Source organism: Pseudobutyrivibrio xylanivorans (assembly GCF_008935055.1).
Taxonomy (GTDB): Bacteria; Bacillota; Clostridia; order Lachnospirales; family Lachnospiraceae; genus Pseudobutyrivibrio; species Pseudobutyrivibrio xylanivorans_A.
Genome location: NZ_CP043028.1, coordinates 2,536,026 through 2,557,806, shown reverse-complemented (window position 1 = coordinate 2,557,806; position 21,781 = coordinate 2,536,026). Strand labels below are relative to the sequence as shown.

Sequence of the window (21,781 nt, the reverse complement as noted above, 5' to 3'; positions counted from 1 at the left end):
CTTTTTGCCCCTTCCTGATGCAAAAGCACCACTAGAGTATTTTATTACAATAGTGATGCTTTTGCTATCTTAGATCCTTAGATTGTCTTATAATTCTTCCTTGAACTTCTCCCAAGCTTCAGGATTTTTAACATAATACATTGGACATTCTTTTCCCGTTACATCATAATGCCTAATAACATCTTGAGGCTTCATATCAAACTCATGTAATAACCAGTCGGTCAGCTTCACAAGAGATGCATAGGAAGCATCGGTAAACTTGCCAGATTCATCAGGGTGACAAACCTCTATAGATATAGTGTCATGGTTTCTATGATTACTTGCGGCTGAGCGCTCATAAAGAGGAACACACAGTATTATTCCCCCATCAAGTCCCACAACAAAATGTGAGCAAACATTAGAGTCTTCATGATTATAATAATCTCTATTTTGTTGAGCCGTGGTTCCTGGATTTCCTACATAATGTATTACTATATTATTAACCCCATCAAGTCTCCATCCTGTCCTGGATGGATTCCCCTCATCTATATACTGCACATCAATCCATTCTGGAATTTCAATATTCTCTGCTATTTCAAGTCTGTCTCTGTGGCAAAAATATCTATAGCCGATAAAGCCTAAAGCTCCCAAAACCAATAATTCGAACACTGGCGCAAATACCTTTTTGCGTCTTCTACGCCTTCTTTCTTTTCTCCGATATTCTCTTCCAGTGCTTACATGTCTTGAATCCATTACTTCTGCCTCATATATAATCAATTATTTTCACAACATTTTGTTATACACTTTCCTAATGTTATATAAGTGATGAACAAAAATCAAATACATATCTATCATAAGTTTAATAAGACCATCTTTTACTTTCTATAACAAAAATGAAGGCATAGGTAGTAAATTATATCAGATTTTTATTGCCTATATTTAAAGAAAAATCCATCAGAAAGTAACGACTATCTACCAACAGTTTATGTTGTAAACATAGGTAGTAAAAATCCTGAGATAGTTACTACCTAGAAATGTATAACAACATTCTCGATAGTAAAAAAGTTTTACCAGCCAAAGTTTCTATAAAATCATAAAAGATATTTCCTAATCTTCTCTTCCGCAAGCTTAACATCCAAACTTACGCCAGCAGATTCAAACGAAACTATAAGATTATCCCCTAAAACAATCCCAGATTTTTCATACTTTGCCAATTTTTCAAGATTCTTATCAGCATAATCCTTCGAGGATGCTAGACCAAAATGTTCCCAATAAAATGTTTTTCTTTCTCTTACGTTAAGTAAAACAAAATCCGGATAACAGTTCCATCCATTATGCAGTTTGAATTCCGACTCATATTGATAAGGAATACCATGCTTGAAAAATAAATCTGCAAGGATTTTTTCAGATTTAGAACGAACCAATCCTCCTTCATCTGTTGGGTAAGATGTAGAGTATTCCATAGTGTTTTGGTTTCCAATATGTAATTCTAACCATTCTTGAATGAACTCCTCATTATTTTTATACATTGGATCTAAAAGTGCTTTTTTACCAATGCAATAGCTTTCAGTCAAATTATAAACAGTTTCTGCATCATATTGAGATATAAAAGTTTCTATAGTTCTTTTCTGTTGCAACAATGTCTTTTTTACTTTTAAATAATAGTCTTTCTGCACCAGTTCCTTAGCAAACGATTTCTCCTTGGCAGGAATATAAATAAGTTTATTTTCCTCATCTCGATACCAATACTGGAAATATCCATTTCCTTTCTTTACAACAAGTCGGTAATTCATTATTTCTTGAAAGTTTGATAGCAATGCATCAATTTTTTCTAGTTCATCTTTTATTCTTTCTAATTCTGGTTTAAGTGTTACTATATTCATTATTAATCCTTTCAATATTGTTCAATATAATATTTCCTTTCCTATACTTGAATTCTTTAAACAACAGTAAAATCCACATTTCTTTTACTATCTTTGTAGCAATCCAACAAACAGGTAGTAAAAAAATGTCTTTATACTACCTCTATTTTTTTCCTATATAGAGATAGTAAAAACAATGGTCTATTTACTACCGGTAGAATAAGTCACATTATGGATAGTAAAAACACAGTACTTTTTACTGTCTATGTGTTAATTCAAGCAATAGATAGTAAAAACAAAGCTCTATTTACCTTCTCTGAAACAATTCAACTGATAGATAGTAATAATACGCTTCCTATTACTACTTCAAACATCAGTTACAAAAGAGGAAGTAATAATCATAAACATATTACTGCACCTGAAGAAATTCTCCTCACGGATAGTAATGTTTCTAATTCATATTAACTATTCAACATACAAATCAATCCCATCCCTACTAACACATATGCGTCCGCTATTCATGGTGTAATAGATTTTGCAGCCTGCTTCCTCCAAGCGAGAAATTGCTTCGTCTGCAGGGTGGCCATAGCGATTTTTCTTGGAGCAACTGATGATGGCCGTGTCTGGTGACAAAGTATTTAGGAAAATAGAATCAGAGCTAAAGCGACTACCATGATGGCTGACTTTAAGAAGATTCACATGTCCCACCAGACCGCTTTTTGCTATAAGCTGCTCCTGCTCTGCTGCTATGTCTCCACCAAAGAATGCGGTATACTCAGGAGTACAATCAGAATTAGAATCGTAACTCATTACCAGTGACAAAGATAATGCATTGACATCATCGGCATAAAGAGTTGCCACATCATCAAATGGATAAACACATCTGAATATTACATGCTTAGTTGCAACAATATCCCCCTGTCTCATATATAGTATTTCAGTACCATTAGCCTTAGCCAATGCCTCAATCTGATTAAACATTTCATCTTTAGGTATAACTTCAGATAAAACCAGTTTCTCCACTTTGTAGCCTGACTCTAAAAGCTCAATAAATCCTGATACATGGTCTTCGTCTGTATGAGAAAGAAACCAATAATCAATTTTTCGAACGCCTTTACTTTTCAAAAAAGGCAGCATCGTATACTTTCCTACCGTATCCTGATTTGTGCTACCACCATCGATAAAAAATGTGGTATCATCCCCTGAATTAATAAAAATTCCATCACCCTGTCCAACATCAATAAAATCCATTTCAAAGCCTGACTTGGACGGAATAAACCAAATCAAAGATATCAGTACAAAAGAAATAGAAAGAATCCAAAGCTTTTTCTTATAGCTTAATAATATTGACGTATTATCTACAATAGATTTCTTCCCGAGCAAATATTCCGAAGTCACTTCGTATATACGAATTATAGCTACTAAGACCACATAATAAATAATCACAGCAATGAGACTTTTCTTTCCAACGATAATTGTGGCCATAGGAAGTTTTGAAAAGCTGTAGGATATAAGCTCATAAAAATAGATTATAAAGTGACATGGCATAAACAAAATTCCAGCCAAACCTGAAATGAACAGCCCAATAATACCTGCTATAAGTCCAACCAAAAGTAGTGCAGGCATCATCGGAAGAACAACCAAATTAAGGAGTACTGAATAAATCGGTGTCTGATAAAACAACTGGGTAACAATTGGAAGCATCGCCACATTCATACCGAAAGAAAACACCAGGCTACTTACAATATATTCAACCAATCTCATGGTTAGTGGCACAGGCCCACTGACAAATCCCTCATCAGATTTAATACTTCTCCTTCGCAACCTACTATAATTGACATAGACGTTAGAAAATGGCATAGCCACATAAATAATACCAAGCACCGCCCCAAAGGAAAAAATGAAGCTTGCATTCTTTATTATCAAAAAGTTATCTATAAGCAAAAAATCAGCCATCACCGCCAACGCTGTAAGCATATCATAGCTCTCACCAGCAACTTGAGCACCTAAATAAATCAGGAACATTCCTATTGCCCTCACTGAAGAAACACTTCCTCCTGTGAGAAATCCATAAAAAACAGCTACATTCCCAGCCAGAGCCCCACTACAGACAAAGCTTAATCCGCGTCTTCTCAAGAGGGAATAAAGTGCCATACATACCACAGATACATGAAGTCCCGAAACTGCTAATATATGAGCTATTCCAACCTCCTGAAAGAGAGTTTTCAGTTCCTCATCAAGTCCACCTTTCGCACCCAAGGCGACGCTTGAAAGAAAGTCCGCTTCTTCACCTGGAAGATAAGTTTCATATATATGACTAATAGCATTTCTTAGTTTAAAGCAAAAATCATATTGCCCCAAAGCACTGGTTTCAAAACCCGCTATTGATACATCCTCCAGTTCAAAGCACAAGCCTAAAGAATTATAATAATCCCCCATGTCAAAACCGCCCTCATTTCTGGCATGAGAAAAATGTTTTACGATTCCTTTTCGAATATTTAATTTGCAATAATTGGGAATTTCGTCCGATTCAAGTTTGATAATAAAAGAAGTTTTAGAAAGTGTTCCGCTTCCGGTGGTTACAGAAGCATCTTTGACATAATATAAAAGATTGTCATTTTTTATTTCCTTGTGATAAACATAGCCCTCAGCACTTACGACGTCTCCATCAGAAAGAAACGTAATCGCTGAATCAGCCTTATTATAGACCCCAAGGAAATCCCAGGGGCCAAATACACTGAAAGTAATAATCAAAATCATCAACAAGGAAATCCTACAAAGCCTACGCCCTTGTAACATAGAACCTCCTGTTAATCTTGAGAGACCTCCTCACTCTCTGTTGAGTCTGCATTGCCTGCTTCACTATCAGAAGTCTCATCAATATCTAAATAATCCTCTTCCTCAATATAGGAATCTTCATCCTCAACTGGGAAGTCACTAATAATAGCTTCGTTTCGTGAGATTGCAGATGCTAAATCTGCATCCACGTTTGAAATATGTGGTGTTGCACCATTAACCAAAATCTGAACCTGCTTGATAGAATCAAGCTCGGTCAAAGTATTTACAATTGAATAAATTGTAACCTGCTCGGTTACTCCTGTAACTGCCGTTTCAAAGGCTGCATCCAAGTTTACTATACAAACTCCACTTTCAGAAATCGATACAGAGTTGAGCTTGGTACCATTTGGAATAGATGATAAAAGTCTCTCATCCTCCGGGCCCTTTAGAAGCTGCTCCATAACAACCTTTTCGATGGAAACATTACGGCTGTAGTATACATGCCTTGGCTCTCCAACAACAGACATACCATCGGCACTGGCAAAATAAAGTATCAAATCTGTAGAAAGAAGTGAATCTGTTTCCTGTCCAAAATCCTCGATGAAAGCATCAGCTGACATTACACCAACAGCATCCCCATTAGAATCCAAAAGCGGCGCATTGTTAATGTAAAATGTGACTGTCTTAACATCCTCAACCTGAGCCATAGTTTTTACTATTGCTGCTCTAACCAAAATCTCCGTAAAAGTATCAAGAGAATCGTAATCACCAACAAAATACAAGGTAAGCGAACCATCAATCAAATCCCAACGGCTTAGCTCCACTCCACGTGGAATGGTTGTAATATAATCGATATTATCCGTATCATTACCGAGCATAGCAAGCAGTTCATCAATCTGCTTCTCTGAATTTGAACCCTTCAGCTCATAATCCACAGGAGTAATCCCTGTCTTATCCGTATTTACATAGTAGACTTTGGTGCCACTGCTATCAGATGTATTTCCACAACCTGCAAAGGAAAACATTAATGCAAATATTAAGAGCACACTAATCAAGCGTTTCATTAATGCACCTCCTTATCAATATAGTTCAGTGGAATTCGAACATCAAAGGTTGAACCCTCGCCGAGCTTTGAGCGCACTTTAACCTCGCCATTATGCATGGCAATAGCGCTCTTGGTGATAGCAAGACCAAGACCTGTTCCACCAATCTCACGTGAATGAGATTTGTCTGCACGATAAAATCTGTCAAAGATATGATCAACAGAATCCTCTGGGATTCCAAGACCATTGTCCTCAACCTTGATAAAGAAGAATTGGTGATCTGAGTTCAGAGAAATATGAACCCAACCGCCTTCCTCGTTGTATTTGATTGCATTCTCCACCAGATTTGTTACAACAAGAGTGAACTTAACCTCATCAACCTCAGCAACAACAGGTCTGAAGGATTCGAACACAACCTCAACATCAGCCTTTTCAGCAATTGGCTTAAGACGCTTCAAAATATGCTCAATAAGTTCATTGATGTTTACCGCAGAAACATTCAGCTGTGCACCACTCTTGTCCATACGAACAAGGCTGAGAAGATCATTGATAATCTTGGTCTCACGGTCAATTTCCTCACCTATATCCAGCATGAATTCCCTGTACATTTCGATAGGAACATCCTCTGAGCCGTTAAGAGAATCTGCCAAAACCTTCATGGAGGTAAGTGGTGTCTTCAGCTCATGAGACACATTTGAAACGAACTCCTGACGAGATTCATCGATGGCCTGAAGCTTCTTAATGACCTCGTTAAACTTACCAGAAACCTCCTCAAGCTCAGTATAGGAACGAACCTCTGGCAGCTCATTTGAATATTCTCTAATGATTGCATCTAATGAATCAGACATTTTTCTGATAGGTCTGGAGTAACGAATAGAGAAAAATAGAGCGATAACAACCGCCAGGGTGCATACCACAACAGAACCAATCAAAATATAGGAAACAAAAATATCCACATTCTGATTGATATATTCCATGGATTTATTAATGACAAGTGTGCCAACAATATCCCCATCAGAATTACTAAGTGGAACGGTCACAATAAGGTAATTAGTATCTTCATCAAAATAATAGAGGGAATCTCCCTGCATAGAATGAATGATATTATCCCAAATTATTGTCTTTCCAATATCTACGGAATAGGAATCCTTTACGATTTTCAGCGCAGAATTCACCAATAGAATTCGACCATTATAGCTGGCCGCGATTGCTTTTAATTCAGTATCTAAAAGGGAATTCTTTTCGCCCAGGATGTATCCAGTAGTAACAATCTGAGTATTATACTGGGCAGCCTGAGCCATGAGATTGGATGCATCTGTGTGAATTGAAACAGATTTGTATGCTCTCAAAGAAATAGGTACACATACCATAAATGGCAGGATACCTATTAATAAAAGAAGTAATGCAGTTTTAAATCTTAAGCCATGTATAACTGAAAAGCTAACTTTATTTTCCATTAAAAACTCTCTTTAAGCAAGATACTCCCACAAAACAAGGCCTACTGATAATAGTAACCAACACCCCATTTTGTGCGAACGTATTTAGGCTCCTTTGGATTTGGTTCAATCTTCTCGCGAAGACGGCGAACATGAACATCAACTGTGCGCTCGTCACCTGGATAATCAGAGCCCCAAATTGTATGGAGCAAATCCTCACGGGAAAATACTTTTCTTGGATTAGTAACCAAAAGAAGAAGCATATCAAATTCCTTGGATGTAAGATTGTATTCTGTGCCAAGAATTGTAAGACGTCGATTGCTCTTATCCAGAACTAAATCGCCATTTTCAACAACATTTTCCTCAGCCGAATGATCTGAAGCAACTGACTGACCAAGTGCTGCTCTACGCATAATGGCCTTGATACGAGCCTTTACCTCAAGAATATTAAATGGCTTCGTTATATAGTCGTCGGCGCCATACTCCAAACCGAGAATCTTGTCCATGTCATCGCCCTTAGCAGTAAGCATAACGATTGGCACAGTAGAAAACTCCCTGATGTTTTGACAGACCTCAAATCCATCAAGCTTTGGAAGCATAACATCCAAAAGAATCATATCGTAATTGTTCGCAGTAGCAAGATCCAAAGCCTCCTGTCCATCGTAAGCACAGTCAACTTCCATGCCATCCTGCTCAAGTGAAAATCTGATTCCTTTGACGATTAATTTTTCATCATCAACAACTAGTACTTTTTTTGCCATAATCATCCTCTAAAGTTGTTTTATAGTTTTATAAGTGAATTAATTTGATTGTAAATTCCATCGCCGATTCCTGAAACTTTTTTTATATCCTCTATGGATGTGAAATCTCCATTTGCTTCACGATAAGCAACTATCTGATCGGCCTTCGCCTGACCGATACCAGGAAGATTGGTAAGTTCTGATGCTGATGCCCTGTTAATGCTGACAAGACCATCGCTTGCATCCTTTTCAGCTTCGGCACTTTCGATAGCTTCACGCTCTGAGTAGGTATAGACATATACCTTTTGGCCATCCTCTAGGACACTTGCCTGATTAACATCAGAATCATCTGCAGTATCCAAAAGCCCACCTGCCGCATCAATAGCAGCAAATACTCTGGAACCATTAGGTAATTCGTATACACCTGGCTTCACAACTGCCCCCGCCACCTGCACGAAAATTACAGGATTAATAACCTCTGAAATATCAGTAGATTCAGCAGATTCCTCGGATTTATTTGTTTCATCAACCAGCTCTGTGGATTGAAAATATGATGTATTTCCACAGCCTGAAAATAAAAACAGGCTACAAAATACGAGAACTAAAAATTTTTTCATGTAATCTCCTATCTAAACAAAAAGTTTAGCCTAGAAGATGTGAGTATCATCTCGTATATTGTAGCCAAAAAAGAAAAATATTACAATAGTTTTACAGTATTATTTCAAATACGAATCGAAGATTTTTTCAATTTTCTTTTTAAATTCATCAATATCCTGCTCTGTAATAACAAGGGGTGGAAGTAGTCTAAGCACATCAGCGCCAGCTGATAAAACCACAAGATGCTCTTCTAAAAGTGCCCTGTTAACAACCTCCTTCACAGGAACTGTAAGCACAAGCCCCTGCATTAATCCAAGACCACGTCTTTCCGTGATAAAATCATATTTATTAACAAGAACATCAAGCACCTGCTCAAAATATTTTGAGATATCATTTACATGATCAATGATTTTGTAGTCCTCAAACATATCAAACACCTGAGAAACTGCTGCGGTGCAAAGTGGATTTCCGCCGTATGTTGTTCCGTGATCTCCTGGAACCAGTGAAGCCTCAGCGACAGCATCTGTAACACAGAAAGCACCGATAGGAACACCATTTCCCAGAGCCTTTGCTGTAGTTAAAATATCAGGCTTGATTCCATATTGTTGGAATGCATAGTAGCTTCCAGTACGCCCCATTCCACACTGAACCTCGTCCAGAATCAGAAGTATTCCCTCATCATCGCAAAGCTGTCTAACCTTCTTTAAGAATTCCGGATCTGCTGGATAAAGGCCTCCCTCTCCCTGAACTGTTTCCATTATAATGGCGCAGGTATTATCTGTAAGATTTGCAAGAATACTTCCAAAATCATTGAAGGTAGCAAACTTTACACCTGACATCAATGGATAAAATGGCTCACGGTAGTGCTCGGTTCCTGTGACTGAAAGAGAACCTACTGTTCTTCCATGAAAGCTGTTTTCCATGGCAATCACTTCGTAATCTCCAGAACCTTTCTTCGTATATGCGAATTTCTTTGCAGTCTTTAGTGCTCCCTCAATAGCTTCTGCGCCAGAATTTGTAAAGAATACTTTATCCATTCCCGAAGCCTTTGTCAGCTTTTCAGCGGCCTCTATCATTGGAATATGATAATAAAGATTTGAGGTATGAGTGATTCGCTTAACCTGAGTACAAAGTGCATCCTCGAAATCCTCATTGCCATAGCCAAATGCCATAACACCTATTCCTGATGCAAAATCCAGATACTCTTCATCCAACTCATCATAAAGATGAACACCCCTGCCATAATCAAAAATCACTGGGAAACGGTTGTAAACATGGAAAAGATTTTTCTCAGCCTTCTCAATATACTCTTTCTTATTCATTGTAATACCTCATATCTTTGTCGCCTATAATTGCAGTTCCAATTCCCTTGTTAGTGAAAATTTCAAGAAGCAGGCAGTGAGCAATTCTTCCATCAAGAATATGTACACGACTAACCCCCTGCTCAATTGCGTCGATACAGTTATTAAGCTTTGGTAGCATGCCGCCACCGATATAACCGTCACCAATCAAGCCCTTAGCTTCTTCAACTGAAAGCTCTGAAATAAGGGAAGTCGGGTCATCCTTATCTTTATAAACACCTTCAATATCAGTAAGAAATGCAAGCTTTTCTGCATTCACTGCTTTAGCAATAGCACAGGCTGCATCGTCTGCATTAATATTATAGGTAACAAATTGTTCATCCATTCCAACAGGGCAAACAATTGGAAGAAAATCATTATCCAAAAGATCCATAATAATCTTAGGATTAACCTCTGTAATTTCTCCTACAAACCCTATGTCCTGACCATCTGAAAGCTTCTTTTCAACCTTGAGAAGACCGCCATCCTTTCCTGATACACCAACTGCATTCACACCAAGGGACTGGACATTCTGAACCAGAGATTTATTTACCTTGTTCAAAACCATCTCGGCAATTTCCATTGTGGCTTCATCAGTCTTTCTCAGACCATTAATGAACTCAGGTTCCATTCCTGTTTTTTCTACCCAGCGGCTAATTTCCTTTCCGCCACCATGCACAATTATAGGCTTGAAACCTACAAGCTTAAGCAGTGTAACGTCCTGAATGACCTGCTTCTTAAGTTCTTCGTCAATCATGGCGCTGCCGCCGTACTTAACAACGATAATTTTACGATTGAATCTTTGAATGTATGGCAATGCCTCAATTAATACTGCTGCTTTATCCAATATTGGCTGCATACTACTATCCATTTTTTCCTCCCAGTCCGCAGTTATGCTTACAAGCCTTGGTATTACTTTTTAAATGTAAGCTAAAGCTTACTAGACCACAAAAGTTGATTGCATTAGCAATCATCCTTTTGGGTCCTATTTCAACTCATATTTCGTTGAGTAACACCAAGAGCTTGTTAGCTACTGCTCATCTAAATTCATGATTCTGTTTATTTACAAGCACCTTTTATGACCTATAGTCCGCATTAATCTTTACGTAATCATACGTTAAGTCGCAGCCCCAGGCTGTGGCTTCGGCTGTGCCTTCGTTCATATTCACGAATATTGTAACAGCGTCTGCCTTCATGATCTCAAGTGCCTTGTCCTCGTCAAATTCAAGAGGTGTACCCTTGTCGAAAACCTTCAGCTGTCCTTTTGCACTCTTGAAATAAAGCTCCACATCATTCTGGTCAAAATCTGCGCCAGAGTATCCCATGGCACATAAGAAGCGTCCAAAGTTTGCGTCGCATCCAAAGATAGCTGCCTTTGAAAGATTTGAACCAACAATTGCTCTTGCCAAAATCTTAGCATCCTCTTTTGACTTCGCATTTACGATATTAGCTTCAAACAGCTTGCTTGCACCTTCACCGTCAGCAGCCATGCGTTTCGCAAGGCTTTCACAGACAAATGATAAAGCTTCCTTAAAGGCTTCATAGTCCTGATTCTCAGCACTAATTATCTCATTACCAGCTAATCCATTTGCCATGCAAAGTAATGTGTCATTTGTTGAAGTATCACCATCGACAGTAATCATATTGAAGGTATCAGCAACGACTTCGCTTACTGCCTTTTGAAGGAGCTTCTTTTCAATAGCTAAATCTGTTCCAAGGAATGCCAGCATTGTACACATATTAGGGTGAATCATTCCTGAGCCTTTACTCATACCGCCGAGTGTGGCTGTAACGCCACCAACCTGAAACTGGGCGGCAATCTCTTTATTCACCGTATCCGTAGTCATGATTGCTTTTGAAGCCTCTGTTCCAGCCTCTATACTTCCATCAAGTAATGGTGCCATGGCCTCAACTCCTGCCACAAGCTTGTCCACTGGAAGCTGCATTCCAATAACCCCTGTTGATGCAACTGCAACATTTTCAAAAGAAACTCCAAGTGCTTTCTCGACACCCTTTGCAGTAGCTTCACAGGCATCAAATCCTTCCTTTCCTGTGCAGGCATTAGCAATACCTGAATTGATGACCACTGCCTGAATTGACTTATCCGTATTTACGATATTCATATCCCACTGGACACAAGCCGCCTTCACCACATTGCTTGTGAATGTACCAGCACTTACGCATGGCACTTCAGAATAAACCATAGCCATATCAGTACGGCCCTGGTATTTAATTCCTGCGGCTGTACTAGCTACTTTAAAACCCTTCGCGGCTGTAATGCCTCCCTTAATCTCTTTCATAAAAAATCTCCTATTTGTTGAATGCTATAATATTCTCATCGTTCAGAACGAAATCGTACGTATTGTAGTCCTCGCGTTCGCTCCATCCTTCTGCGTGCCAGAAACTATTTCCAACCTGATTACCAGAAAATGCAACCAACTGAATCTTATTGATTCCCTCATCCTTCAGACGATGCATGGCTTCTGTAACCATAGCTTTTCCTATACCGTGTTTACGATATTCCTCCTTCACGCATACATGATAAAAGCTTCCATGTCTTCCATCATGTCCCACCAAAATGGAACCAACAATTTTATCGCCTGATACAGCCACAACTGAAAGCCCAGGGTTTCTATCTAAAAATCGTTTTACGCCTGCTCGTGAATCATCAACACTTCGCATTGCGAAACCATGTATAGTAGTCCAAAGGTTATAAACCTCATCATAATCGTTCTCTTCCATAGTTCTTACATCGTAATTCATATGCATACCTAAATCTAAAGTAACCTTAATGCTTTCATTTGTTGTAACCATAATAAAACTCCTATTTATGCCTTTAAGGGAACATTGGTGCAAAATCAAGTCCCATCTTTTCATCTAGTCCAAATAAAATATTCATATTCTGAACCGCCTGTCCAGCTGCGCCCTTAACCAGATTATCAAGAGCTCCCATCATGACAATACGTCCTGTTCTCTCATCTATCATGCAACTAACATCTACGAAATTGCTACCTTCAACCCACTTGGTTTCAGGGCATTCACCATATTCAAGGACTCTTACGAAAAACTCATTATCATAAGCATCATGATATGCCTCCATTACTTCTTCCTTAGTAGGGAGCTTACCATCTTTTTTAACAAGTCTTGCATATTCAGTAACAAGAATTCCTCTATTCATAGGTACGAGGTGTGGAGTGAAGTTAAGCAATATTTCCTGACCACAGGCATACCCAAGCTGTTCCTCTATCTCAGGAGTATGTCTGTGAGTTGTAACACCGTAAGCCTTAATGCTTTCATTAACTTCACAATAAAGATTAGGAAGCTTTGCTCCGCGCCCTGCACCAGAGGTTCCTGACTTTGCATCGATGATTAAAGTAGAAGTATCTATGAGCCCCGCTTTCACCAAAGGATAAGCTGTAAGAATCGAGCAGGTAGTGTAGCATCCTGGATTAGCAATCAGTCTTGCTCCCACTTCCTTTTCTCTATTTATCTCACATAAGCCATACACCGCTTCCTCAATGAACTGTGGGGACTTATGCTCTATCCCGTACCACTTTTCATAGGTAGAAACATCCTTGATTCTAAAATCTGCTGACAGGTCAATCACCTTACAATTACTGAGTATTTCCTCTGTAAGAACGCCAGCCAGGTATCCTTGCGGTGTGGCTGTAAAAATTACATCCACCTGCTTTGACAGTTCAACGATGTTGTCATCTAAGCATTTGTCCTCAACAAGAGTGAACATATTCTTATATATAGAAGCAAATCGTTCATCAACATACGATCTGGAACCATACCAAACAATCTCAGCCTCTGGATGGCTGTATAGCAATCTGACAATCTCCGCTCCGGCATAACCGGTAGCACCAATAATTCCTACCTTAATCATGTTGTCTCTCCTTAAATTAGTACTTTACTTGCTGTTACTATTCAGCCCACATTCGCAAAATCGCACATACTGTGCTTTCCTTTTGCTCATGTGTGTATCTCACCAAATAAGAATAAATAGAAAAAGCCATGCAAGCATGCTTTATTCTATCTAGTCTTATTTGGTTCTGAATAGTAACATTGTATTACTTCACTTTCACAAAGTAAAGCGCTACAGCGTAATTTTATAAATTATTTTTGCATAAATATACACTCATTTTTCCATTTATTCAAGTGTAAATTTCACAAAATACATTTTTATGCTTCATTTTTGCATAAATTTTCACTTGAAATATTCACTTTATAGTGGTAAAGTGTTTTCAGATTTCATTTTCAGGAAATACAAATTTCAAATACATTTCATAAAGGAGAATTATTATGGCACAGGAAAAAGTTGTACTTGCATACTCTGGTGGACTTGACACCACCGCAATTATTCCATGGTTAAAAGAGAATTATGGTTACGAAGTAATCTGCTGCTGTATCGACTGCGGTCAGGGAGAGGAATTGGATGGCCTTTCAGAAAGAGCTAAAGCTTCAGGAGCTTCGAAATTATATATAGAAGATATCGTTGATGACTTCTGTGAAAACTATATCGTTCCTTGTGTTCAGGCTGGCGCAATCTACGAGAACAAGTATCTTCTTGGGACAGCCATGGCTCGTCCAGGCATTGCAAAGAAGCTGGTTGAAATTGCCAGAAAAGAAGGTGCCGTTGCAATCTGCCACGGTGCTACCGGTAAGGGAAATGATCAAATCCGTTTCGAACTTGGAATCAAGGCACTTGCCCCTGATATCAAGGTTATCGCTCCTTGGAGAAATGATAAGTGGAAGCTTCAGTCTCGTCAGGATGAAATTGATTACTGCAAGGCTCATGGCATTGACCTTCCATTTTCAACAGACCAGTCTTATAGCCGTGACAGAAATCTTTGGCATATCAGCCATGAAGGACTTGAGCTTGAGGACCCTTCAAAGGAGCCAAATTACGAGCATCTTCTCATGCTCACAACTCCACCTGAGAAAGCTCCTGAGAAGCCTGAATATGTGACTATGACTTTTGAAAAAGGTGTTCCTACTTCAGTCAATGGAAAGAAAATGAAGGTTTCTGACATCATAAAGGAGCTCAATGAAATTGGTGGCAGAAATGGAATTGGAATTGTAGATATTGTAGAAAACCGTGTAGTTGGAATGAAATCTCGTGGTGTTTACGAGACTCCAGGTGGCACAATCCTTATGGAGGCACACTCTCAGCTTGAGGAGCTCTGCCTCGACCGCGCGACAATGGAAATGAAAAAGGAAATGGGCAACAAGCTTGCTCAGGTTTGCTACGAAGGAAAATGGTTCACACCTCTCTGCGATGCAATCCAGGCTTTCGTGAAATCTACTCAGGAATATGTTACAGGTGAAGTTAAATTCAAGCTCTACAAGGGCAATATTATCAAAGCTGGAACAACATCACCATACTCACTCTACTCTGAGTCACTTGCAAGCTTCACAACTGGTGATCTTTACGATCATCACGACGCAGAGGGCTTCATCACACTTTGGGGACTTCCTCTGAAGGTAAGAGCTATGAAGCTTCAGGAGAATCAAAATATAAAATAAAAGCCAGATAAAAAAACTGAGCCCCGCAGCTTAAATGCCGCGAGGCTCTTTTGTTTGCTAATCCATAAATTTTATATTTGATTCCTCATCAAAGTTGTAAGGCATAACCTTGATTCCAGGCTCATCTTTGACTTCATCACTATAATCCGTGGCAGTAAACTCCAAAAGAGGTCTGCCCATAACACTAACTTCCTTTTCAGCTCCAAAATTGAGCTGTATTGTATTTTTAATACCTTCATTCAATTCCTTAAGAGAATCCTCTGAAATCTTGTCAGAGTCATATAAATAATTGGCAGTTACACCCTTAACCCCGCCATTGTCATCCATATCAAAAGATATAAAGCATTGGTAGATTCCATTAATCTGTGCAACATCTTCTGCCAGTTTTCCCTTTAGATATTCAAGATAAGCCCCTTCAAAATCCCAATCCTCATCATGAAAATCATATCTGTTCAGGGTCACAACATCATTGTTTGGATCCTTTGAACCAACTGCTTCACCACAACCAACTAATAAGACACTAGCGAAAACCATTGCTATCAGAATTTTTCTCATAACCCACCGCCTTTCTTATTTTTCATATCTATTATTCACTATACTCTTTTTCTGTCCATAAAAAAAGTACCAACTGTGCATTCCTATCCAAGCATCTTCTCTGTCTTTCAATAATATTTTATCGTAAATCAATAAATTTATATTGCAAATCAAAAATAATAGTGCTATAACCATATTAGATTAAAAAATGGAGGCAGATATGGATAACAGACTTAACAAATTCGTAAAGACGATACTGGATATTTGTTTTTATATTGGTTTTATACTGGAGGTTCTTGTTCCCTTTGGGCTGAAGTATGCTGTTCAGCTTGTGATGAAGCTATTGGGCGAGACCACCGAGTATGCAGAGATTTTAAATCATTATCCCTATGCTGTGATTTCAATAATGCTTGTTGGAGGCTCAGCGCTATTGATACTGTTCGAGCTGCGAAGGATGATGAAGACTGTAATCGAGGATAACTGTTTTGTCGAGCAGAATGTCACCAGCCTTTATCGCATGGGTACCTACGCATTTGTCATCACAGGGCTAAAGCTACTTAGATGCTTTGTGTACTTCACTCCTGCTGCCGTAATTGTAGCTGGCGTATTCCTTTTCGCAGGATTGTTCAGCAAGGTCTTAGCAAGAGTTTTTGACAGAGCTGTTAGCTACAAGCAGGAAAACGATTTGACCATATAGGAGCCGATTATGATTGTAATTAATTTAGATGTAATGATGGCAAAACGGAAAATTGGATTGACAGAATTGGCGGGTAAGGTGGGTATCACATTAGCTAATCTTTCAATCCTAAAAAATAATAAGGCAAAGGCAGTCCGTCTTGAAACCTTGGATGCAATATGCAAGGCACTGGATTGCCAGCCTGGGGACATTTTAGAATACGTAGAAGACAACACAGAAGAGACAAACTAGTCTTAAGAGGAGGATAATCATGGGAGATATTTATTCAGGACCAAAATATTCAGAGGCTGAAATCAAAGAAATGGTAGCACAGACTTTGCCAGTCTCACAAAAGACAATCGTTAAAGAGGAAAAGGGCGATGCTTCCCTATTTAAAAAATACGGATTGATTTCACTACTCTTCTCCATCGTATATACCTTTTGCCTGTATAAGAATCATTCAGGAATTACCTATCCAATTTTCATGGCAATGACTTTAGGCTTGCTTCATCTACTGAGAAAAAAGGATGGACTGAGCCTTATTTCATCCAAAAATGGAGGTAAGGCACTTGGGATTTTCCATGCGGTTTCGTTAATGCTATTATCCATTCATAAATGCATGACCACCAGTGGTTCCCTTTTGGCCTTGGACGCAATTGCAATATTCCTGCTATTTTTCAGCTTTGTTTTATATCTATATATTGATACAACAGGTTGGGATATTGCAGGCTGGCTTTTAGGCATCCTTCTTTCTATTGTTCTTCCAATAGGCCATTTATTCAATCCTATTTACGATATGAATGCCTGGGTAAAAAACAGAAAAGGTAGCCTTGATGACTCAAAGAAGCAAACTTTTGCAGCTGTTGGTATAGGTGTAATTTGCGCTGTTCCAGCACTACTAGTCATAATTTCACTCTTAAGATCTGCAGACATTGTCTTCAACAGATTATTGGAGAAGTTCTTTGAATCCATTCATCTGCCTGATAATTTCTGGGATATTATTGGAATCATCTTCACATTGTTATTCTCATTTTTAGCTGCTTATCTTATTCCATTCGTACTGGAAAAGGGAGATGTAAAAGTCAAGGCCAAGGGTGAAGGCACTGAAAACCCAGTTATAGCAATTACTTTTACAGCAATAATTGGATCAGTTTACTTAGTATTCTGCCTCATCCAAGTAATGTTTTTATTCACCGGTACCCTCAGTCTTCCTGCTGGTTACACCTACGCAGAGTATGCGCACGAAGGTTTTTACCAGTTACTTGCAGTTTGCCTGATTAATATAGTCATGGTTTCGGTCTGCAACAGAGCCTTTAAATCATCAAAAATTTTAACAGCATTACTAGTGATAATTGCAGCCTGCACCTATATTATGATAGCTTCCTCTGCCATGAGAATGCTTCTATATATCGGCGTTTACCATCTGACATTCCTTAGACTTTTTGTATTGTGGTTTTTGGCAGTGCTTTGCATTTGGCTTGCATTCTTGATTATAAACATGTTCAATCGAAGCTTCCCTGTATTTAAGGCTTGCATGGTTGCAATCACAGTTGCCTACATTGGATTCGTATTTTCTAATCCAGACTATCAGATTGCAAAATATGATTTAGCAGCTGTAGAACACGGACAAATTGATGAATACGATTCTGTTAGGGAATATATTCTTAACAATCTTTCAACTGATGCAGTACCTGCTCTTGCCACAAACGAAAAGCTTGCTCATGAGTACGGATTATATCTTACCAGCAGATATCGCTATAATGGAGATAACCATGAAGGCTTTAGACATTTCAACTTTTCATACTACCGTGCTCAAAAATTGTTAAAAAAATAGGTTTATAAAAAAATAACGTTTTATATAACGCTGAGTGTGATATTATAGCAACATAGAAACTCATAAGGGGAGGTAGTATTATGTCAGAAATTAAAGAAGCTACATTTGTTGTACATGTAAATAAATGTGAAAATGACAGCTGGCAGGGCCAAATCACATGGGCTGATCGTGATGAGAAAATCAATTTCCGCAGCGCAATGGAGCTTATAACTCTTATGGATACGGCTTTAGACAGCAGTGAGGAATAAGACACCTAAATGAAATTTAAAAGGACTCTAGTGTGAAAACTAGAGTCCTTTTTATTTTTACTCCTCAAGGGTAAGCCTAATTTAAATCAAGTTCCACTGGACAATGGTCAGATCCGAACACATCAGTGTGAATCTTTGCATCCTTCATTCTATCCTTCATATCCTCTGAAACAATGAAATAGTCAATGCGCCAACCTGCATTCTTCTCGCGAGCCTTGAAACGATATGACCACCATGAATAAATATCAGTCTGGTCTGGGTAGAAGTATCGGAAGCTGTCAATAAAGCCTGCTTCAAGAAGCTCTGTCATCTTCTCTCTCTCCTCATCAGTGAAGCCAGCGTTTTTCCTGTTTGTCTTAGGATTTTTCAGATCAATTTCCTGGTGGGCAACATTTAAATCGCCGCAGAGCACTACGCCCTTTTTCTTGTTTAATTCAAGGAGATAATTTCTAAAATCATCCTCCCAAGTCATTCTATAATCAAGACGCTTCAACTCATTCTGAGAGTTTGGGGTATAGCAGGTAATGAAATAAAAATCCTCAAACTCAAGAGTAATCACTCGTCCCTCATGGTCGTGCTCTTCGATTCCAATACCATAGCTGACAGAAAGTGGTTCTTTCTTCGAAAAGATTGCTGTACCAGAATATCCCTTTTTCTCAGCATAATTCCAGTAAATATGATAGCCCGCCTTTTCACATTCAAGCTGTCCCTCAGAAAGCTTTATCTCCTGCAAGCAGAAAATATCTGCATCTGCACTGTCAAAATAATCCCAAAAGCCTTTATCAATAACTGCCCTTAGTCCATTAACATTCCAAGAAATAAATTTTTGCATTCATGCCTCCTTATTCTTCTTCATCGTCCTCTGCGAAAGGATTAATCATTATCTCAAACCAGAAGGTAGCTCCCTTTCCCTGAACAGAGCTGACACCATATTTTGCACCATGTAGTTCAAGAACATTTTTAACGATTGAAAGCCCCAAACCTGTGCCCTGTAAAGCGCGTTTATGTGAGGTCTTATCCTTGTAGTAACGATCCCAAACGTAAGGAATATCCTCCTGCTTCACGCCTGCACCGGTATCAATAACCTCAATTCGAAGAACATTACCAAGAACCTTCTGTACTACGGTGACCTTCTTGTCATCGCCAGTGTAATTGATAGCATTGTTTACCAGATTGTAAAGGACCTGATACATCTTCTGCTCATCTGCAAATATGTTAACCTCGGAATCGTATACGAAATCAATTGTGTATCCTTCAACCTCACGAAGCTTGTTGTAGCGTTCCAGGACATGACGGATACTATCAGTGATATTGTACTCCTCAGGTTTGATGGAAATTGTGCCAGCCTTGAGCTTTGAAATATCAAGCATATCATTAACAAGACCGCTTAGTCGCTCAGTCTCATCGATAATAACCTGAACATTTTCTGGAGTGTTTTCACCAGGAATATCTCGCATTACCTCAGCGTATCCCTTAATCATTGTAAGAGGAGTTCGAAGGTCATGGGAAACATTGGCAATCAGCTCCTTCTGAAAACTGTCTGCCTTCCCCAACTCTGATGTTGCAAAATTCAAAGTCTTTGAAAGCTCTGCCACCTCCATATAATCGTGAGAATCAAACTTGACTGAATAATCTCCCTCAGCAAGCTTCTTCGCTCCTTCATTGATACTGATAATTGACCGCGACAAGCTCTTTGAAAAGGTCACAGCAAGGATAAATGCAATCACAATTAAAATAATAGAAATAATCTTCAGCTGCGCCTTTAAGGTGGTAACGGTGGCATCAACAGGTGTAAGCACGGAATTAATCATGATGACCTCTTCTATGCCATCATTATCAATTATACGAATATAAATAACAGACTCTGCCATGTCATTTCCAATGTTCTGGCGGAACTGACTTGGGTCATCCTTCTGAGGTGGAATCGTATATGGAAGCCTTCCATCGCCTTCCTTTGTCTCACCTTCCTTTGCCTCGCCTTCGGTACCCTCTCCAGCAGGCTGCTCTGTAGGATTTTCCTCCATAAACTGCTCTATGGTCTCATTTATTTTGTTTTGCATCTCGCCGCCCTTGTATTCAATGACAGCCTCGCCGCCATTGGCAACGGCCTTGTCATAGAAAAGAATAAACATAAACGGCGGAAGTGATGACATCTGAGAGTTGGAAATATACTCAGCATTGTAAATCGAATTGCCATCTGTGTCGGTGATAAAAATGCCCAGGTTATGATTAGCTGCCAGTTTCTCAATTTCCTCAGAACAATCATCGCTGGTGCGAATAAGATTTTCAACGGAGTCAAGAACCATCTCCGTCTCCTGGGTCTTTATCATTTTATAGAAATCATCAAGATAGACAATCTGAAAAAACCATAGTACTGAAAGCAGCACTATGGTGAAAATCAGAAATATAGAAAATGTCTTCCATTTTATACTTATATGACTGTTTCTCAAGAGAATCCTCCAAACAAGCTTATGCTTCAAATCTGTAGCCAACGCCACGAAGTGTAATGAGCAGCTTTCTGTACTCGCCCAGGCTATTCCTCAAAAGCTTGATGTGAGTGTCGAGCGTTCTGTCGTCTCCGTAATAATCATAGCCCCAAACCTCAGTGATAAGGCGCTCGCGCTCAAGAGCGATATTCTTGTTGCGAACAAGGTAAAATAAAAGCTCGTATTCCTTTGGAGACATATCAATTCGCTTGCCATCAATGGAAACTGTTCTGGCAGTGAAATTAATCTCAAGACCCTCGTACTTAAAGATATCAACATCCTCTGTCTCAACTGGCTTAGTTCTACTGGTGACAACCTTCACACGCATCATAAGCTCCTTTGGTGAAAATGGCTTGACAACATAATCATCAACACCAGCCTCAAAGCCGTGAATTCTGTCATATTCCTCGCCACGTGCAGAAAGCATAATGACAGGAATATCCTTTATCTTTTTGATTTCGCTGCAAGCGGAAAAACCGTCAAGCTCAGGCATCATAACATCCATGATAATAATATCATAGTCGCTGTTTTCCCTTACCTTTTCGATGGCGTCCATACCATCGCAGGCCTCGGCAACCTCATAACCCTCAAACTCTCCGTACTTACGAATTATTGAGCGAATCTTTTCTTCATCATCTACAACCAAAATCTTTTTCATGTATCTAAAGCCTCCTGAACCAAATCACACTGCTAGTTTCT

21 protein-coding genes are annotated in these 21,781 nt (G+C 39.0%); 5 read left to right on the top strand and 16 right to left on the bottom strand.

From position 1 onward, the window contains the following. Positions 1 to 87 precede the first annotated feature (87 nt). The 12 genes from FXF36_RS11520 to argC form a co-directional block, all read right to left on the bottom strand. Entirely contained in the window at positions 88 to 732 is a 645-nt protein-coding gene (locus FXF36_RS11520) for a peptidoglycan recognition protein family protein (RefSeq protein WP_151624231.1), read from the bottom strand. Between the two features lie 338 nt (positions 733 to 1,070). Next, positions 1,071 to 1,862: a hypothetical protein gene (locus FXF36_RS11515; protein WP_151624229.1), complete on the bottom strand. Its 792-nt coding sequence runs from the start codon at positions 1,860 to 1,862 to the stop codon at positions 1,071 to 1,073. Positions 1,863 to 2,306: 444 nt separating this feature from the next. After that, positions 2,307 to 4,601, bottom strand: coding sequence for a DNA internalization-related competence protein ComEC/Rec2 (locus FXF36_RS11510; protein ID WP_167511376.1), 2,295 nt, complete (start codon positions 4,599 to 4,601; stop codon positions 2,307 to 2,309). A gap of 50 nt (positions 4,602 to 4,651) precedes the next feature. Further along, positions 4,652 to 5,683, bottom strand: a complete 1,032-nt coding sequence (locus tag FXF36_RS11505; protein WP_151624225.1) for a GerMN domain-containing protein — start codon at positions 5,681 to 5,683, stop codon at positions 4,652 to 4,654. Beyond that, positions 5,683 to 7,119, bottom strand: a complete 1,437-nt coding sequence (locus tag FXF36_RS11500; protein ID WP_151624223.1) for a sensor histidine kinase — start codon at positions 7,117 to 7,119, stop codon at positions 5,683 to 5,685. Before FXF36_RS11500 ends, FXF36_RS11505 begins: the two co-directional genes overlap by 1 nt. Positions 7,120 to 7,160: 41 nt before the next feature. After that, positions 7,161 to 7,859 (bottom strand): response regulator transcription factor, encoded by a 699-nt coding sequence (locus FXF36_RS11495; protein ID WP_151624221.1) that lies wholly within the window; start codon positions 7,857 to 7,859, stop codon positions 7,161 to 7,163. Between the two features lie 20 nt (positions 7,860 to 7,879). Then, positions 7,880 to 8,455 (bottom strand): helix-hairpin-helix domain-containing protein, encoded by a 576-nt coding sequence (locus tag FXF36_RS11490; protein ID WP_151624219.1) that lies wholly within the window; start codon positions 8,453 to 8,455, stop codon positions 7,880 to 7,882. Between the two features lie 99 nt (positions 8,456 to 8,554). Continuing rightward, the gene (locus FXF36_RS11485) at positions 8,555 to 9,757 is read right to left on the bottom strand and encodes an aspartate aminotransferase family protein (RefSeq protein ID WP_151624217.1); all 1,203 of its coding nucleotides are present in this window, start codon (positions 9,755 to 9,757) and stop codon (positions 8,555 to 8,557) included. Then, entirely contained in the window at positions 9,750 to 10,646 is an 897-nt protein-coding gene (argB, locus tag FXF36_RS11480; protein ID WP_151624215.1) for an acetylglutamate kinase, read from the bottom strand. Before argB ends, FXF36_RS11485 begins: the two co-directional genes overlap by 8 nt. Before the next feature lie 205 nt (positions 10,647 to 10,851). Beyond that, positions 10,852 to 12,075, bottom strand: coding sequence for a bifunctional ornithine acetyltransferase/N-acetylglutamate synthase (argJ, locus tag FXF36_RS11475; protein WP_151624213.1), 1,224 nt, complete (start codon positions 12,073 to 12,075; stop codon positions 10,852 to 10,854). 10 nt (positions 12,076 to 12,085) lie between these two features. Continuing rightward, positions 12,086 to 12,538, bottom strand: a complete 453-nt coding sequence (locus tag FXF36_RS11470; protein ID WP_243143614.1) for a GNAT family N-acetyltransferase — start codon at positions 12,536 to 12,538, stop codon at positions 12,086 to 12,088. A 73-nt stretch (positions 12,539 to 12,611) separates the two neighbouring features. Continuing rightward, on the bottom strand, positions 12,612 to 13,664 hold the full coding sequence (gene argC / locus FXF36_RS11465) for an N-acetyl-gamma-glutamyl-phosphate reductase (RefSeq protein ID WP_151624207.1): 1,053 nt from the start codon (positions 13,662 to 13,664) through the stop codon (positions 12,612 to 12,614). Between the two features lie 416 nt (positions 13,665 to 14,080). On the opposite strand from argC, the gene FXF36_RS11460 reads away from it, so the two are divergent. Further along, positions 14,081 to 15,304 (top strand): argininosuccinate synthase, encoded by a 1,224-nt coding sequence (locus tag FXF36_RS11460; RefSeq protein ID WP_151624205.1) that lies wholly within the window; start codon positions 14,081 to 14,083, stop codon positions 15,302 to 15,304. A gap of 57 nt (positions 15,305 to 15,361) precedes the next feature. Here the strand turns inward: FXF36_RS11460 and FXF36_RS11455 are convergent, their stop codons facing one another. After that, positions 15,362 to 15,859 carry a hypothetical protein gene (locus FXF36_RS11455; protein WP_151624203.1) on the bottom strand — a complete coding sequence of 166 codons (498 nt, stop codon included), beginning with the start codon at positions 15,857 to 15,859 and terminating at the stop codon, positions 15,362 to 15,364. Positions 15,860 to 16,058: 199 nt separating this feature from the next. Here FXF36_RS11455 and FXF36_RS11450 point away from each other — a divergent pair, with 199 nt between their 5' ends. The 4 genes from FXF36_RS11450 to FXF36_RS16380 all read left to right on the top strand — a co-directional run bounded on the left by FXF36_RS11450 (position 16,059) and on the right by FXF36_RS16380 (position 18,596). Continuing rightward, positions 16,059 to 16,535, top strand: coding sequence for a DUF2975 domain-containing protein (locus tag FXF36_RS11450; protein ID WP_151624201.1), 477 nt, complete (start codon positions 16,059 to 16,061; stop codon positions 16,533 to 16,535). Positions 16,536 to 16,541: 6 nt separating this feature from the next. Further along, positions 16,542 to 16,766, top strand: coding sequence for a helix-turn-helix domain-containing protein (locus tag FXF36_RS11445; RefSeq protein ID WP_151624199.1), 225 nt, complete (start codon positions 16,542 to 16,544; stop codon positions 16,764 to 16,766). A 19-nt stretch (positions 16,767 to 16,785) separates the two neighbouring features. Beyond that, complete coding sequence (locus FXF36_RS11440) at positions 16,786 to 18,348, top strand: DUF4153 domain-containing protein (RefSeq protein ID WP_151624197.1); 1,563 nt, start codon at positions 16,786 to 16,788, stop codon at positions 18,346 to 18,348. Between the two features lie 80 nt (positions 18,349 to 18,428). Continuing rightward, a complete protein-coding gene (locus FXF36_RS16380) occupies positions 18,429 to 18,596 on the top strand; it encodes a hypothetical protein (RefSeq protein WP_167511375.1) in 168 nt (55 codons plus the stop codon). Between the two features lie 76 nt (positions 18,597 to 18,672). Here the strand turns inward: FXF36_RS16380 and FXF36_RS11435 are convergent, their stop codons facing one another. From FXF36_RS11435 to FXF36_RS11425, 3 genes are read right to left on the bottom strand one after another with little or no spacing between them, the layout of a single operon-like run. Then, entirely contained in the window at positions 18,673 to 19,428 is a 756-nt protein-coding gene (locus FXF36_RS11435; RefSeq protein WP_151624195.1) for an exodeoxyribonuclease III, read from the bottom strand. A 10-nt stretch (positions 19,429 to 19,438) separates the two neighbouring features. Continuing rightward, positions 19,439 to 21,046, bottom strand: coding sequence for a sensor histidine kinase (locus tag FXF36_RS11430; protein ID WP_151624193.1), 1,608 nt, complete (start codon positions 21,044 to 21,046; stop codon positions 19,439 to 19,441). Positions 21,047 to 21,065: 19 nt separating this feature from the next. After that, a complete protein-coding gene (locus FXF36_RS11425; RefSeq protein WP_151624191.1) occupies positions 21,066 to 21,740 on the bottom strand; it encodes a response regulator transcription factor in 675 nt (224 codons plus the stop codon). Positions 21,741 to 21,781: the final 41 nt, after the last annotated feature.